General features: G+C 54.4%; 14 protein-coding genes. 4 read left to right on the top strand and 10 right to left on the bottom strand.

Annotated features, from left to right (window positions below; all coding sequences use genetic code 11):
- From NP596_RS14510 to uvrB, 3 genes are all read right to left on the bottom strand, one after another.
- The coding region (locus tag NP596_RS14510; RefSeq protein ID WP_256616105.1) for an outer membrane beta-barrel protein at positions 1 to 1,070 on the bottom strand (1,070 nt) is incomplete at its 3' end.
- Positions 1,071 to 1,160: 90 nt separating this feature from the next.
- Entirely contained in the window at positions 1,161 to 2,753 is a 1,593-nt protein-coding gene (locus tag NP596_RS14505; protein ID WP_256616104.1) for a SulP family inorganic anion transporter, read from the bottom strand.
- 373 nt (positions 2,754 to 3,126) lie between these two features.
- Positions 3,127 to 5,133, bottom strand: coding sequence for an excinuclease ABC subunit UvrB (gene uvrB, locus NP596_RS14500; protein WP_256616106.1), 2,007 nt, complete (start codon positions 5,131 to 5,133; stop codon positions 3,127 to 3,129).
- A 193-nt stretch (positions 5,134 to 5,326) separates the two neighbouring features.
- On the opposite strand from uvrB, the gene NP596_RS14495 reads away from it, so the two are divergent.
- Complete coding sequence (locus NP596_RS14495) at positions 5,327 to 5,836, top strand: putative metalloprotease CJM1_0395 family protein (protein ID WP_256616102.1); 510 nt, start codon at positions 5,327 to 5,329, stop codon at positions 5,834 to 5,836.
- A 4-nt stretch (positions 5,837 to 5,840) separates the two neighbouring features.
- On the opposite strand, the gene NP596_RS14490 is transcribed toward NP596_RS14495, so the two are convergent.
- On the bottom strand, positions 5,841 to 6,116 hold the full coding sequence (locus tag NP596_RS14490) for a PilZ domain-containing protein (RefSeq protein WP_256616101.1): 276 nt from the start codon (positions 6,114 to 6,116) through the stop codon (positions 5,841 to 5,843).
- Between the two features lie 300 nt (positions 6,117 to 6,416).
- Here NP596_RS14490 and mrcB point away from each other — a divergent pair, with 300 nt between their 5' ends.
- Positions 6,417 to 8,759, top strand: coding sequence for a penicillin-binding protein 1B (gene mrcB, locus NP596_RS14485; RefSeq protein WP_256616100.1), 2,343 nt, complete (start codon positions 6,417 to 6,419; stop codon positions 8,757 to 8,759).
- A 2-nt stretch (positions 8,760 to 8,761) separates the two neighbouring features.
- Positions 8,762 to 9,385, top strand: coding sequence for an outer membrane lipoprotein periplasmic chaperone LolA (lolA, locus tag NP596_RS14480; protein WP_256616099.1), 624 nt, complete (start codon positions 8,762 to 8,764; stop codon positions 9,383 to 9,385).
- 54 nt (positions 9,386 to 9,439) lie between these two features.
- Here lolA and NP596_RS14475 read toward each other — a convergent pair whose 3' ends face one another.
- From NP596_RS14475 to NP596_RS14450, 6 genes are all read right to left on the bottom strand, one after another.
- Positions 9,440 to 10,324 carry a GGDEF domain-containing protein gene (locus NP596_RS14475; RefSeq protein ID WP_256616098.1) on the bottom strand — a complete coding sequence of 295 codons (885 nt, stop codon included), beginning with the start codon at positions 10,322 to 10,324 and terminating at the stop codon, positions 9,440 to 9,442.
- A 135-nt stretch (positions 10,325 to 10,459) separates the two neighbouring features.
- Positions 10,460 to 11,008 (bottom strand): putative Fe-S cluster assembly protein SufT, encoded by a 549-nt coding sequence (sufT, locus tag NP596_RS14470; RefSeq protein ID WP_256616097.1) that lies wholly within the window; start codon positions 11,006 to 11,008, stop codon positions 10,460 to 10,462.
- Between the two features lie 8 nt (positions 11,009 to 11,016).
- Positions 11,017 to 11,745, bottom strand: coding sequence for an SDR family NAD(P)-dependent oxidoreductase (locus NP596_RS14465; protein ID WP_256616096.1), 729 nt, complete (start codon positions 11,743 to 11,745; stop codon positions 11,017 to 11,019).
- Complete coding sequence (locus NP596_RS14460; protein ID WP_256616095.1) at positions 11,736 to 12,410, bottom strand: HAD family hydrolase; 675 nt, start codon at positions 12,408 to 12,410, stop codon at positions 11,736 to 11,738. The genes NP596_RS14465 and NP596_RS14460 overlap by 10 nt, the downstream gene beginning before the upstream one ends.
- Positions 12,411 to 12,415: 5 nt before the next feature.
- Positions 12,416 to 13,123 (bottom strand): bifunctional 2-polyprenyl-6-hydroxyphenol methylase/3-demethylubiquinol 3-O-methyltransferase UbiG, encoded by a 708-nt coding sequence (gene ubiG / locus NP596_RS14455; RefSeq protein ID WP_256616094.1) that lies wholly within the window; start codon positions 13,121 to 13,123, stop codon positions 12,416 to 12,418.
- Positions 13,124 to 13,280: 157 nt separating this feature from the next.
- Positions 13,281 to 14,531, bottom strand: coding sequence for an HlyC/CorC family transporter (locus NP596_RS14450; RefSeq protein WP_256616093.1), 1,251 nt, complete (start codon positions 14,529 to 14,531; stop codon positions 13,281 to 13,283).
- A gap of 238 nt (positions 14,532 to 14,769) precedes the next feature.
- Between NP596_RS14450 and NP596_RS14445 the strand changes: the two genes are divergently transcribed.
- Positions 14,770 to 16,002 (top strand): sigma-54 dependent transcriptional regulator (locus NP596_RS14445; RefSeq protein WP_256616092.1); only part of this gene is annotated, 1,233 nt, incomplete at its 3' end.

The raw sequence follows: 16,002 nt of genomic DNA, 5'->3' as shown, positions 1-16,002 counted from the left end.
CCCGGGTTGGCCGGAAACCGGGCCGGGCTGCCGACTCTAGCGCCGTCGTCGTCCCGAAACCACTCCAGCCGCAGGCCCGCCGACCACTCTGGATTAAGCTCGAGATTCAAATAGCCGATGACGCCATACCATTCAGCCCCGGCGTGTTCCGCGGCCGCCGACATCCAGCCGTAATCATGCTGCAAGGTCAGTTGCCATTGTTCGCCCACGTTCTGTTTTGCGACGATGCTGTAAAGATTGACGTCTCGGGCCGGGGTATCGCTAGAACTGCCGTGGGTGCCGGTTACGGCGAGCGTGGTGCCGGTTTGCGCGGATGCAAAGTTGAGTCCGCCGGCAAAGCCCCAGTTTTCCAGATGATGCTCGAAACTGCCGTCCCAGCCGGCGAAGGGACTGCCCGTCACCGCGCCCGCTGTCAGCTCCAGATTCCGGTTAAGCGCATAAGCCGCCAGTACGCCGGTATGCGAAAACGGCTCGCCGAATTGCATGGCGTAAGAACGCGAATAAAAGAAATTATCCGGCGCCATGACCGATTCATTGCCCACCAGCGTATAAAATTCGCCCAACTTTACATGCAGCCCGGTGCCGATCGGCGCGAAAATATCCAGATAGGCCTGAGGAAAGGCAATGCCGTAAATGCGCTGGTGCAGCAAGTGAGCGTCCCAGTGATCGCCGATGTCGCCCATCGAGCGGGTGTAAAATGCATCGCTGCCGAATACGAAGTCCAGCCGCCCGCCCCAGCTCCAGGTATCGGGGGAGGCGTCCGTAACCCGTTCCAGATATAAATACAGTTGATTGAGTTGCAGCTCGTTGGCGCGGTCGGAAAAACCGACCGGGCCGTTGAAATTATCGGCGGGCCGGTCGGGATTGATGCTGAAACCGGCGTTCAACCAGCCGCCCAGATGCAAGTCCCCGGCATTGAAGTAGCTGGACCGATTGGGATCCCGCTCGCCCAGCCGGGAGAATAAATAACCTTCCCCAGTGTCGGCCGCCTCGCCTGTCTGGCTCGCCGCCAGGGCGAGGCTGACCAATAAAAGCCGAGGCAGTTTGGCCGTTCCGCGCTGTATATTCATGCCGTTAACCCCGCCGGTGTTGCCAAAGCGTGTTCCGGGCTGGCAGCGCGCCCGCCCCGGTGTCATCCGCTGTCTTGGAAACTTGCCCGGTTAGTGGCCGGTTGCCAAAACCAACTCGTTCGGCGACGACGGGATTTGCAGCAGCGGCGAATCGGTGGCGAAGCCCTGCAGGTCGACTTCGATATCGCGGTCGCGGGCGGCAATCAGAAAATCGGCGATGGTTTCCATGATGTCCTGGTCGATAAACAAGGCGCGGCTGCCGTCTATGATTAATACGCTGTTGTCCTTGATATGGGCCAAGTGTTTGCGCAACAGGGCCTTGTTTAAAAAAGACACGTCCTTGTGTAGCCGCAGCAGATAATGAGAGCCGTGTTGGGTCAGCGTCATGGCCGAATGGAAATCCGACCACAACACGAAGAAAATGCCGCACGCCATGCCGATCGCAATGCCTTCCAGCAGGTCGGTGAACAGAATGGCGAATACGGTGATGGTGAAGGGGACGAACTGGCTGAAACCTTTGCGGTAAAATTCGAAGAACATCATCGGTTTGGCCAGTTTGTACCCGGTTTGCAGCAAAATGGCGGCCAAGCAGGCCAAGGGAATCAGGTTGAGGTAATGGGCAAAGAATACCACGCTGACCGCCAGCAGGACGCCGTGCAAGAAACAGGAGACGCGGGTTTGGCCACCGGCGTTGACGTTGGCGGCGCTACGGACGATAACCGCGGTAAGCGGCAAGCCGCCCAACATGCCGCAGATGAAGTTGCCCAGTCCTTGCGCCCTCAATTCATGGTTGGTAGGCGTCACCCGTTTGTGGGGATCGAGTTTGTCCACCGCTTCCACGCTCAATAATGTTTCCAGGCTGGCAACGATGGCCAAGGTCAAGGCGATGCTGTAAATCTTGGGGTTGGTCAGTGCGGTAAAGTCGGGTAATTGCAGTTGGTAGAGGAAATTGCGGGTGCTACCCAACTCCGGCAACGAGACCAAATGTCTGATGTTCAAACTCCACTCCGGCGCATGCAGTTGCGCCCATTGATTAAAACCTACTCCCCACGCTACGGCCAGCAGAGGGCCGGGAATCAGGCGCAGCCAGACATTGCGCTTGATCCAACGGCTGTCCCAGATAATCAGAATCATCAGCGAAACCGTGCTGATCAACGTAGCGCCCAGAGATACGCCGTGCAGCGATTGCGATAATTCGAAGAAACTGGAACGGGCGGTCTCCTGCATATAGCTTTCGTCGCCGACGAAACTGGCGTCGTAACCGGTGGCATGCGGAATTTGTTTGATGATTAAAATCATGCCGATAGCCGCCAGCATCCCCTTGATGACCGAGGCCGGGAAAAAGGCCGCAATCGAGCCGGCCCGGAACACGCCCATGAAAAATTGCAGAATGCCGGCAATGGTCAAGCTTAATAAAAAGGCATTGAAATCGCCCAAGGTCTCGATGGCGGTAAATACGATCACCGTCAAACCGGCGGCGGGGCCCGACACGCTTAATTGCGAGCGGCTGAGCCAGGAGACGATTACACCGCCCACCATGCCGGAAATGATGCCGGAAAACAAAGGTGCGCCGGATGCCAGGGCAATGCCGAGGCATAGCGGCAATGCCACCAAAAACACCACTATGCTGGCTGAAAAATCTTGCCGGAAATGGCCCAAGTAATAACGAAGATGTGTTTTCATGATTCCGCCCCTCTAAGTCTATGAATTACGACGACACCGGCATCTCGGCTGGATGAGGTTTTGTCGCTGGCGGCATGATAGTATCGAATCGAAACTGTAATGGCAAGTACCGGTTTATCTTATTTTGCCGGTCGGCTGGAAGCGCCGGTTTTGCGGCGAAAATACCATGTTGATTGGGCATGTGAGGCGTGCAAAGAGGTAAATAGCCGTGCCCCGGTTTTTTACATGCACGGTAAACCGTAAATTACAAGGCCGCCGCTTGCGTCGTTATCTTTGGGTGCCGGGGGAGAGAGGGCGTTCGGCTAAACGATTAACCGCGGATATCGGCTATGCCCATTGCCGGAGAGATAGTGTGCAATGCACGGGTAGCCGGTTATACCACCATTTCAGCCTGCAATAATTTGATTTGGTCCCTAACGTGAGCCGCCTCCTCGAATTCCAGATTCTTGGCGTGCCGGTACATTTTTTCTTCCAGTTGTTTCAATGTCTTAGCGGCTTGTTTGGGGGTCAGGGCTTTGTATTCGCTGGCGGGCTCCGCGACTTTGGCGCGGGCGCTGTTGATCGAACCGCCGGAACCGGGGATGGCAATTTCCAGGATGTCGGTGACCGATTTGAAAATCGTCTTGGGTTGAATGTGGTGTTCCGTATTGAAGGCGATCTGCTTGTTGCGGCGGCGTTCGGTTTCGTCGATGGCCTGCCGCATCGAGCGGGTGATTTTATCGCCGTAGAGGATGGCTTTGCCGTTGGCGTTGCGGGCGGCGCGGCCTATGGTTTGCACCAGAGACACCACCGAGCGCAGGAAACCCTCCTTATCGGCATCCAAAATGGCTACCAAGGAAACTTCCGGAATGTCCAAACCTTCCCGCAGCAGGTTGATGCCTACCAGCACGTCGAATACGCCCAGGCGCAAGTCGCGGATGATTTCCACCCGTTCCACGGTTTGAATGTCCGAATGCAGGTAGCGCACTTTGATGTCGTGTTCCATCAGGTAATCGGTCAAGTCTTCCGACATGCGTTTGGTCAGCGTGGTGACCAGTACCCGCTCTTTGACGGCGATGCGTTTATTCAATTCCGACAGCAGATCGTCGACCTGGGTGGTGGCGGGGCGGACTTCCACTATGGGGTCGACCAGCCCGGTGGGGCGAACTACTTGTTCCACCACGGCGCCGGAATGTTCTTTCTCGTAAGGCCCAGGCGTGGCCGAGACGTAGATGCGCTGGCCGCAGATGGCCTCGAATTCGTCGAATTTCAGCGGCCGGTTGTCCAGCGCAGACGGCAGGCGGAAGCCGTATTCGACCAGGGTTTCCTTGCGCGAACGGTCGCCCTTGTACATGGCGCCGATTTGCGGCACCGTGACGTGGCTTTCGTCGATGATGACCAAGGCGTCCTTGGGCAAATAATCGAACATGGTGGGCGGCGATTCGCCGTCGGCGCGGTTGGATAGATGCCGGGAATAGTTTTCGATGCCGGAGCAATAGCCGACTTCCATGATCATCTCGATGTCGAACAGCGTGCGTTGTTCCAGGCGCTGCGCTTCCACCAACTTGTGGTTGTCGCGTAGCTGTTCCAGGCGTTCGGCCAGTTCGATCTTGATTTTTTCCACCGCCGCCAGCAACTGGTCGCGCGGGGTGACGTAATGGCTTTTGGGGTAAAGCGTAAAACGCGCCATGCGCTGCAGCACTTCGCCGGTCAACGGGTCGAACATGGACAGCCGTTCGATTTCGTCGTCGAATAATTCGATGCGCAGGGCTTGCTCTTCCGATTCGGCCGGGAATACGTCAATCACCTCGCCGCGCACCCGGTAAGTGGCCCGGCGCAGTTCGGTGTCGTTGCGGGTGTATTGCATTTCCGCCAAGCGGCGAAGGATGTCGCGCTGTTTGATCATGTCGCCGCGCACCAGGTGCAGCACCATCTGGAAGTAGGATTCCGGTTCGCCCAAGCCGTAAATCGCCGAGACGGTCGCGACCACGATGGTGTCGCGCCGCTCCAGCAGGGCTTTGGTGGCGGACAGCCGCATTTGTTCGATGTGTTCGTTCAGCGAAGCGTCCTTGTCGATGAAGGTGTCGGAAGCCGGAATGTAGGCCTCGGGCTGGTAATAGTCGTAATAGGAGACGAAATACTCGACGCTGTTTTCCGGAAAAAATTCCTTCATTTCGCCGTATAGTTGCGCCGCCAGGGTCTTGTTGGGGGCCATGATCATGGCCGGCCGCTGGGTTTGCTGGATCACGTTGGCGATGGTAAAAGTCTTGCCGGAACCGGTAACGCCCAGCAGGGTTTGGTGCAGTTCCCCATCGTTGAGGCCCTCGACCAATTCCCGGATCGCGGTGGGTTGGTCGCCGGCCGGTTGATAACGGCTCTGTATTTTGAAAGGTTTTTGCATGGGCTGGGATGAATTCGGGGCGGCAAGCGGTTCGGCTATGATACCGGTAATTGCCGATTGACTGATTTCCATGCGCCGTTTGCCGGACATCGGTTTCTACCTTTAGGAGTTTGCTTGCGCGTTATTGTACAAAGCTCTGAATTAGCGTTATAGTCCCAGCCAGGTTTTTGCAGTAAAAATTCGGGTTCTCACTATGCAGATAACCAGTTCTTCCATTGTTAATGCCGGCTTTATGCAGCGCTTTCAGAGTCAGGATAAAACCGCCTCTGATAATGGGCGGGAAATCGATGCGTCCGGCCAAAATGCAACCGGGCTCGATGACCGGCAGCAACGCGAAATTCAAGCCTTAAAAGCCCGGGACAGCGAAGTCCGCGCGCATGAACAGGCTCATTTGGCCGCGGCCGGCGGCCTTGCCACCAGTGGCGCTAGTTTCCAATATGTAACCGGCCCCGACGGTCAGCGCTATGCTACCGGCGGAGAAGTCGGTATCGACGTGTCCCCGGTCGCGAATGATCCACAGGCCACGTTACTGAAGGCCGAAACCATCCGCCGGGCGGCTTTGGCGCCCGCGCAACCTTCCGGCCAGGATTTAAGTGTGGCGAGCAAGGCAACGGCCATGGCAAATAAAGCGAGTGCCGAGCTGCTGCTTAAAAGCAGGCAGGGTTCGAATTCGAACGGTTCACTGTTGGATGTTGTTGCCTGACAGGCTAAATAAATTCAACCCCGAAGCCAACGCCCGGTTCAATGCGCACCACTTTAGTGGCCCGGATCGGGGCATCTTCAAATTCCGTGGTTTGTACTTCCACGGTGGTGTTTATGTCCGGGATCAACTCGTCAGAACACAGCAAAAACAGCCCGCTCTCGGAAAAATCGCGCATATTGGCGAAAAACAAGCCGGAGGGATGGGGGGGCGTTACCTTGATTTTGGCGCGGTGCTTAAGCCGCGGATGGCGGCGCTTGTCCGAATCGTTCAAATCATTCACTTGAATAAAGATTAAAATTTAATTAGCAACCCGAACGCCGGCCGCCTTTGGTTTATGATTGCCGAGCCGAGTACCTGGACAGAGTAAAATTAGGTTACGCGCCGTAAAACAATTGCCTGTATAGTATGAAAAAAACAGTGTTTGTCAAACCTAGCTAATTCGCATGATGGGTTCGTTCTATAAATGAAACGGGTAAATCGCGATAAGATGACACTTGGTAGATAATTAGCGAAGCTAAATAGCCTTAGCTAATGGGCATATATTTTCTATCGGCTTTTAAGCATACACCTTCCTATTTCAATGGCACGACGACCTAGACCCCGAACTCGACACAACTCATCTTCCGCCCGGCGCAGAAAAAACCCATCAAAATCATCTTGGCTGTTGAAAGCGCTGTTTCCGCTTTTGTTGGCGGGCGGCTTTGCGCTGGCATCCTATGTCGGATACCTCGATTACACCGTTCGCGAACAATTCGAAGGCAAGCGCTGGTCCATCCCGGCCCGGGTTTATGCCAGTCCCTTGGAACTGTATGCGGGTCTGGAATATAACAGCCAGCAATTCGAGGACATCTTGCTGCAATTGCATTATCGCCAGGATCCGCAGTTAGCGGGCGAGGGTTCTTATGCGATGAAGGGCGGACAGATCAATGTCAAAACCCGGGCTTTTAATTTCGGCGATAAATTGCAAGAAAGCCGAAAAATCAGCATCGGTTTTGCCGGCGGCGTACTGACCAGTTTGATCGACGCCAATAGCGGTAATGAGTTGGCCATCGTGCGCATGGAGCCCATTCAAATCGGCAGTTTTTATCCTACCCGTAAGGAAGACAGGATTCTGATCAAACTGGAAGATGCGCCCGCAACCCTCGTCCAGGGCCTGCTTTCCACCGAGGACCGCGATTTTTACCATCATTTCGGCATCTCGCCGAAAGGCATTGCCCGCGCCATGTGGTCGAACCTGAAAGCCGGCGGCATGGTACAGGGCGGCAGCACCATCACCCAGCAATTGGTGAAGAATTTTTTCCTGCACCCCAAGCGCACGCTGCGGCGAAAACTCAAGGAAGTCTTGATGTCGCTGATTCTGGAGTATCGCTACAGCAAGGACGAGATTCTGGAAGCCTACCTGAATGAAATTTTTCTAGGGCAGGATGGCGCCAGCGCCGTACACGGCTTCGGCTTGGCCAGCGAGTTTTATTTCGGCCAATCCCTGAAAACCCTGAATTTGCCGCAAGTGGCTACCTTGGTGGCGTTGGTGCGCGGTCCGTCGGAATACGATCCGCGCCGGAAACCCGAACATACGTTGGACCGCCGCAACCTGGTATTGGATTCGATGTTGGCGGAAGGTTATATCGACGCCAGACAGGCCGAGGAAGCCAAAAAGCAGCCTTTGGCGGTGGCCGCGGTCACGCACCGCTCGGCAAACCGCTATCCCGGTTTTATCGATTTGGTTAAGCGCCAGCTGAAACAGGAATATAAGGAAGAAGACTTGACTTCGGAAGGCCTGCGCATCGTCACGACCCTGGACACCCGCGTGCAGGATGCATTGGAAAAGTCGATAGCCGGCAAGCTCAAGCAGCTGGAAAAAAGTCCCAAGAGCAACGATTTGGAATCGGCGGCGATCGTCACCCGCCGCGATAGCGGCGAAATCGTGGCGTTGGCCGGCGCCCGCGATGCCAACGATATCGGATTTAACCGCGCCCTGGATGCCGTGAGGCCTATCGGGTCCTTAATCAAGCCCGTGGTGTATCTGACCGCGCTCGAGTATCCCGACCGCTATACCATCACCACGCCGGTCAGCGATACGCGTCTGCAAATTCCCGCGGGAGGCGGCAAAACCTGGTCGCCGGATAATTACGACAACCGCGAGCACGGCGTGGTGCCTTTGCATGTCGCGTTGACGAATTCCTACAATATGGCCACGGTCAGGATAGGCATGGACATCGGGTTAAGCAGAATTGCCAATAACCTGAAGAACATGGGCGTAAGCCGGCAGGTGGATTTATATCCGTCCATGCTGTTGGGCGCCGCGCCGCTTTCGCCCCTGGAAGTGACGCAAATCTACCAAACCTTGGCGGGAGACGGTTACGCTACGCCGTTGCGTTCGATTCGCGCGGTAAATGCCGCCGACGGCAAGGCATTGCAGAGTTATCCGTTTACCGTGCGGCAGGCGATTGACCCGGCGGCCACCTATATTACCAATACGATTTTGCAGGATGTGATGCGTGTGGGCACCGGACGCTCGGCGTATAAATACGTGCCCGAAACCATGAATCTGGTCGGCAAAACCGGTACTACCAACGAACTGCGCGATAGCTGGTTTGCCGGGTTTAGCGGCGACTATCTTTCGGTGGTGTGGGTTGGACGGGACGATAACAAACCGACCGGGCTGACCGGCGCTACCGGCGCCCTGCAAATTTGGTCCGAGTTGATGCGGCAGGTTGCCAAACAGTCGGTGAACTTGGTTGCGCCCGATAATGTGCGGATGAAATGGATAGATACGCAGACGGGCTGGTTGGCCGATGAAAATTGCCCGGGCGCGCAAACCTATCCGTTTGTGGATGGCTCGGGGCCTACCGAGTATTCTTCTAATTGCGGTTCGGCTTTAGATGCCGCCGGATCCTGGCTTAATCACTTAAATCCTTTTTGAATATGATAAAAAAAATCGTAAGTTCGCTGATATTGACGATAGGCATGCTGGGTAGTGTCCGGGCCGAAGAAGCGCCCATCCATCAGCTCAAGGCCTTTTTAAAAGCCAGTGCCTCATTGTCGGCGGAATTTAAGCAAGTCAGTTATAACAAGGCCGGGCAGGCCGCCCAGGCCAGTTTCGGCGAGTTTTATCTCAGCCGCCCGGGTAAATTCCGCTGGAATTACCAAAAACCGTTTACGCAGGAGATCGTGTCCAACGCCGGCAAAGTTTGGTTTTACGACGCGGATCTCGAGCAGGTGACTGTCAAGCAGCTCGATGACTCCCTGGGATCCACGCCGGCCTTGTTGTTGACCGGCCAAGTGGATATCGATGAAAAATTCGTGCTGGAAGAGCAGGGCAGCGACGACGATTTAAACTGGATCAAGCTCTCGCCCAAAAATGAAGAAAGCGGTTTTAAATATATTCTGATCGGCTTGAATAACGGCCAATTGGGCGGTATGGAATTAAGCGATAATTTCGGGCAACTGACCCGGATCTATTTTTCCAATATCAAACTGAATCCCGCGCTGCAGGATAGCCTGTTTAACTTTAAACCGCCCAAAGGGGTGGATGTGTTCGAAAATTAACCGATGCCGACCCGTGCGCGCGGTTGGGCCGGGCACGCACGGCCGGTCTTATGTTTAGCCCAGGCAAACCCGGTTGCGGCCCTGTTTCTTGGCTTCATACATAGCGGTGTCGGCGCGTTTGATGATGGCGTCGATACTGTCGTCTTCTATCAGGCTGCTGACGCCCAGGCTGGCGGTCAAATTTAATACATCCATGCCGTAAGCCAGCGTATGCGACTCTATATCGGTCCTGATGCGCTCGGCTATGATATTGGCGTCATCCAGGTGGGTATCCACCAATAGAATCACGAATTCTTCGCCGCCGAAGCGAAACACAATATCGCTGGCGCGTACGCTGTCTTTGATCCAACCGGCCACCGAGGCCAGCGCTAAATCGCCGCAATGGTGGCCGTATTGGTCGTTAATCGATTTAAAGTGGTCGACATCCACGAAGATGACGGACAAATTTTGCCGGCAGCGATAGGCCCGTTTCATTTCCCGCATCAAGGTATCGTTGAAGGCGGTGCGGTTATGGGTTTTGGTCAAAGGGTCGGTATAGGCCATTTGCAGGGCCTGCTGAAACAAGGTGGCGTTTTTGAGCGGATAGATCAGGCAGCACAACAGGCTTTCCAGCATTCTGAGTTCATCCTTGCCGAAACGTTGGCTACGGGTCAGTTTTAATTCGCCTAGCTGTTGGTCTTCCACCTTCAAGGCATAAGTACAGGAATGCCGGCCGATTACGCCGCGGGTAAACGTCAAGTCGAATTCGCTGTTGGTATATTCGGCGCTGTTGTGCGGAATCGTGGCTTGGATTTTATTGCAGAATATGTTGATCAGCTCAATAAATTCCAATGAAGTTTGCAGAGCGCTGCTGATGTCGAAATGATGAAGATTGACGGCTGTCGACGCTTCAAAGCTTTTATTGCTGACAATGGCCAGTTCGGCTGCTTTTTCTTTCATGACACTTCCTCAGGTCTTGAATTAACGGTTTAACGTTTAAAAAGCTATAGCCGTGCCAAATTTATTTTAGTTATTTAATTCAAATGGTTGTGTTGTTTTGTCTGGGTAAGTGGCAATTTTTTGCCGCTTGCCTGTTTAAAATAAGCCCAGTTGTACTTGGGCCACTTCTGACATCATTTCCCGCGACCAGGGCGGGTCGAGCACCACTTCGACATTGACCGAGCTGACGCCGGGCAGGGCGCGGATGCATTTTTCCACGTCGCTTTGGATGACGGGGCCCATGCCGCAGCCGGGTGCGGTCAGCGTCATGCGGATATGTACGTCGTGGCCGCCTTCGGCATTGCCGGCGACATCGCAGGCATAGACCAAGCCCAAGTCGACGATGTTGACCGGGATTTCCGGGTCGTAGACCGTTTTCATGACTTCCCAGCAGTTTTTCTCCACCGCCTTGGTGTCGGTTTCGGAAACCAGCGTATGCAATTCATGGGTTTCCTTGCCCAAGGCGTCGGCATCGATGCCGGCAATCCGCACCATGTGGCCGTAATCGGTAATCACCGTGTAATTGCTGCCCAGCGACTGGTGAATGGTCACTTCCTGACCTTTGTTCAAGGTGCCGTGATAGCCGTCGGGTATGGTGACCATATTCACGTCGCGGGTTAAGGTAACAACTTCTCTGTCTGCCATAACGATATTTAAAGTGTAAAGTTTTGTGCGTCAATTATTTGACCGGTTATGCCCAGGCTGGCGGCGTCAAATAAATAACAGTAAATTGGGGCCAAGCTATCCATTTCGGGTAGTGTGCTTTTATCTTCGGCCGGATAGACTTTTTTGCGTAAAGGCGAGTTAACCGGTCCCGGAACCAGCGTGTTAACGCGAATTTTTCCGCCGGCTTCCAACTCTTCGGCCAGAATTTTGGCGAACCCCTCCAGTGCTATTTTCGATACGCCGAAAGCGCCGCTGTAGGCTTGCGATTTGCGGGCGGCGGAATCCGAGGTAAATACGATGGAGGCGTGAGCGCTTTTTTGCAGTACCGGCAATAGCACTCGGCTCAACAAAAAGGCCGCGTTTAGATTCACGTTGAGCGTATGCCCCCAATCTTGGGTTTTATGGATGGCTATCGGGGTGTAGGCAGTCAATTCGGCGGCGGAATGCAACAAACCCTGCAAGGCGCCGTAGCGTTGTTCGATAGCGTCGGCCATGTCCTGGTATTGCGCTTCGGTTGCGCCGGCCAGATCAAAAGGATACATCACCGGTTCCGGGCCGCCCGCATTGACGATGGCGTCATAGATTTTTTCCAGCTTGGGTATGCTTTTATCCAGCAGAACGACTTGAGCGCCTTGCTTGGCCAGGGCCAGGGCCGCCGTGCCGCCAAGCCCGCCGCCCGCGCCGGTGATGAGTATGACCTGATTGTTTAATGACATAGCGTAGCTTTTATCCATTGCTGTAATTGCCGCGGCTCTTCGATCAGGGCGTCCGCCCCCCAGTTTTCGGGCCGGTCATTGTCTTTGATATAGCCGTAAAGGGCGGCCAGGGTTTTCATGTTGGCGTTTTTGCCGGCGGCAATGTCATGCGGAGCGTCGCCGATATAGACGCAGTTTTCCGGCTTGACCCCGGCTTGCCTGCATGCGGCCAGCATGGGCTCGGGGTGCGGCTTGCTGTTGGCCGTGGTGTCGCCGCTGATTACGCAAGCGGCCCTGTCGCTGAGATTTAACGCCTCCAGCAGCGGCAGGGTGAAACGCTCGCGCTTATTGGTAACCACGCCCCATTTCAGTCCGAGAGATTCGATGGTTTCCAGGGTTTCGCCCATGCCGTCGAAAAAACGGCTATGCGCCGCAATGTTGCTTTGATAACAGTCCAGCATGTATTCCAGTAATTGATTTTGTTCGCCCGGGTCTGAATTTGGGACGGCATGTTTGATCATGGCCAAGGCGCCCATGGAAATGCAGGGTTTGACCCCGGCTGCCGGGATGGCGGCGTAGCCGTGCTCAAGCAAGGCCTGGTTCAGGCAGGCGACCAAGTCCGGCGCGGTATCCACCAGGGTTCCATCCAGGTCGAACAACACGCAGTCCAATTTGAAACCGGTCATGAGCTTTACTCGGGCCGTTTAAAAGCGGCGATGTAATTGACGTCGATATCCTTGCCCAGGTTGAACTGCTTGCTGAACGGGTTATATTCGATCCCCGTCATTCCTTGCAATTCCAGACCGGCATTGCGGGCGGATTGGCACAATTCGGACGGTTTGATAAAGGTTTTATAGTCGTGGGTGCCCTTGGGTACCATTTTCAACAGATGTTCGGCGGCCAGGATGGCCAGCAGATAGGCCTTGGGCACCCGGTTCAGGGTGGAAAAAAACACCATGCCGCCCGGTTTAACCAAGGCGGCGCAGGCGCGGATGATGGAGGCGGGGTCGGGTACGTGCTCCAACATTTCCATGCAGGTGACATGATCGAAACCGGCCGGCTGCTGCTCGGCCAAGGTTTCCGCGCTGATTTTTCGGTAATGGGCGGTGATGCCGGTTTCCAGGCCGTGCAAATCGGCAATGTCGATCAGTTCTTCGCTGAGATCGATGCCTAATGCCTCCGCGCCTGCCTTGGCCAGGCCCTCGGTCAAAATTCCGCCGCCGCAGCCGACGTCCACCACCCGCCTGCCCGATAATTCGGCAAATTGCCGGATGAAATGCAATCTGAGCGGATTGACATCGTGCAGGGTTTTAAATTCGCCATTGGGGTCCCACCAGCGCTCGGCCCGAGAGCCGAATTTGTGGATTTCGTGAGGGTGTACGTTGTCGGTCGCTGTCATGGCATTGGTGTTTTTTTAAAGGCTATAGTTTACTTTATTACTAGGTTATTCGTCATGCTTGAACTTTTCGATGCCGGCCGGCCCTTTAAAAGCTTTCCGTTAAAAATGGCGGGTTGTCCAACGCGATAAAAGGCCAGGGGGCAGGTAAAACGGGTGCTTATGTTTCAGGCTCGGGATGAAAGCGTACAAATTTAACGGTGTTTTCATCGCGCTGGATAATTTCCACTATTTGTCCATGCAGCTTGATGCTGGTGCCGGGCTCGGGGATGGTTTCCATGTATTCTATGATCAGACCGTTCAAGGTTTTGGGGCCTTCCGTGGGCAGGTCCCAATGGGTGACGCGGTTGAGCTCCCTGACGGTGACGCTGGCATCGACCAGATAGCTGCCGTCTTTTTGGATTTTGATGTCGGGTTCCTCGGCCACCAATTCGCCAACGATTTCCTGCAATAGGTCGTCTAAAGTGACCAGCCCTTGCACGTCGCCGTATTCGTCCACCACTAAACCGATGCGCAATTTTTCGGTTTTGAAAATTTGCATTTGTTTGTGAATCGAGGTGCTGGCCGGAATGAAAAAAGGTTTGCTTAGGCTCTCGGTAATGATTTGTTTGTCGAATTCGGTGTGATTAATCCGAGACAAAACACTGCGGATGTGCAAAAAACCGATCACCCGGTCGATGTTCTTTTTATAGACTGGCAAACGGGTGTGCGGGCTATTGCGCAGCTGTTCGATGATGTCCTCGATGCTGTCTTCCAGGTCGATGCCGATAATTTCCTTGCGTTGCGTCATGATGTCCTCGACGCTGGCGGACTCCAAGTCCAAGATGCTTAGCAGCATATTCTGATAACGGGCCGGCAACAGATGGTCGGTATCCGAGACGATGCTTTTTAATTCGTCTTTATCCATCACGTCTTTCTTGGCCTTTTTAGGATTAACGCCGACGATAAGTAACAGCAGGTTGGAAATTGAATTAACGATCCAGACAATCGGGTAAAACACCTTCAATAGCGGTACATAGATCCAGGCCGAAATAAAGGCCAGCATCTCCGGTTTAAGCGCGGCCAGGGTTTTAGGCGTCACTTCGGAAAATATCAAAACCACTATGGTCAACAGTGCGGTGGCGGCGGGAATGGCGTCATCGCCGCCCACGCGTATGGCAATTACGGTGGCAATCGAAGAGGCCAATATATTGACGAAATTGTTTCCCAATAAAATCAAGCCTATCAAGCGGTCGGGCCGTTTAAGCAGCAGGTGGGCCTTGGTGGCGCCGCGATGTTTTTGTTTGACCAAATGTTTAAGCCGATAACGGTTTAGCGTCATCAGGGCGGTTTCGGAGCCGGAGAAAAAAGCGGATAAAAGCAGCAAAAGGACCAGTAGACTAATCAGTATACTTAACGGAATATCATTCAACGAAGTGGCTCAGGGTTACAAAACATGTTGCTAGTTTCTATGCTGGCGAAGTTTTGTCAAGTCGTTAAGCTTCTTTTAAGTTGAAAATAGCGCTGGGCATTATTAAGAAGAAGCCGAGGTTTATTGTTCAACAAATTGAAACCTGTGGGTTTTTGACAATAACGGGATTCAATGCTTAACTTGAAAAGCTTTAAATCGCCCATTGACCGAAAACGTCCTTCCCATTGAGTATACCCGCATGGTTTTGCCCGACATTTTGCTAATCGATGACAATGTAATCAGAGCTCAGCAAGTTGAGGCCGTGTTGAAGTTTCTGGAATATGGATTCACGACGGCAGGTAGCTGCGAATGTCAGCCGATTTTGCAAGACCTGTCGGGTTTCGACGCGGTTTTTGTGGGTGCGGCGGCCGAGAAACAAGCAGCGCTGCTGCGAACGGTCACCGAAAAAACGGGCGACATACCGGTTTTGTTGTTGGTGGAAAAAGATGCTCAGCCGGTGCCGGGGCCGATTCAGCAAATGGTGTCGCGGGTATTGGAATGGCCCACGGTCTACCCGGTTCTGACGGAAGTATTAAACAACCTGATTCAGCCGCGGCCGCCGGCGAAAAAAATGCAATCCCACAAGGGGTTGGCCGGACGCAGCAAGGCGATACAAAAAACCCGCGAACTGATCGATCAAGTCGCCAAGTCGGATGCCACGGTCTTGATTTTAGGCGAGTCCGGCACCGGTAAGGAAGTGGTGGCCCAGGCCCTGCATCGCGCCTCCTTACGAAAAGACAAACCCTTTGTGCCGGTCAATTGCGGCGCCATTCCCGGAGAATTGCTGGAAAGCGAATTGTTCGGCCACGAAAAAGGCGCGTTTACCGGCGCGCTGACGTCGCGGCAAGGGCGGTTCGAACTGGCCGAGGGCGGCACGCTGTTTCTGGATGAAATCGGCGACATGCCGATGCCGATGCAGGTTAAATTGTTGCGGGTTCTGCAGGAGCGAACCTTCGAACGGGTCGGCAGCAATAAAACCATACAATGCGATGTGCGCATCGTGGCCGCCACCCATCGCAAACTGGAGCAGGAAATCAGCGAAAAGCGGTTCCGCGAAGACTTATTCTACCGGTTGAATGTGTTTCCGATCGAAGTGCCGGCGCTGCGCGAGCGCTCGGAAGACATACCTTATCTGGTCGGCGATTTGATTGGGCGCATGGAAGCGGCCAGCAGGGGCTCGGTAAAACTGTCGCGCAATGCGATTGCGGTGCTGATGCAGCATCATTGGCCGGGTAACGTGCGCGAACTCTCCAACCTGATCGAGCGTTTGGCCATCATTTACCCGGACCGGTTGGTGGATGCGAACGATTTGCCGGAAAAATTTCAAGGCTATGAAGTGCCGCCGGAAGCAAAGCTGGACTGGCAAGAATTCGATGCGACGGTTAATGAAACGCTTGGCCGGCCGGCGGCCGGCGGCGAAAAACCCGTGCTG

This window comes from Methylomonas rivi (genome assembly GCF_024505165.1).
Taxonomy (GTDB): domain Bacteria; phylum Pseudomonadota; class Gammaproteobacteria; order Methylococcales; family Methylomonadaceae; genus Methylomonas; species Methylomonas rivi.
Note: the sequence above shows the minus strand (reverse complement) of the source record. Positions and strands in the feature narration are given on the sequence as shown.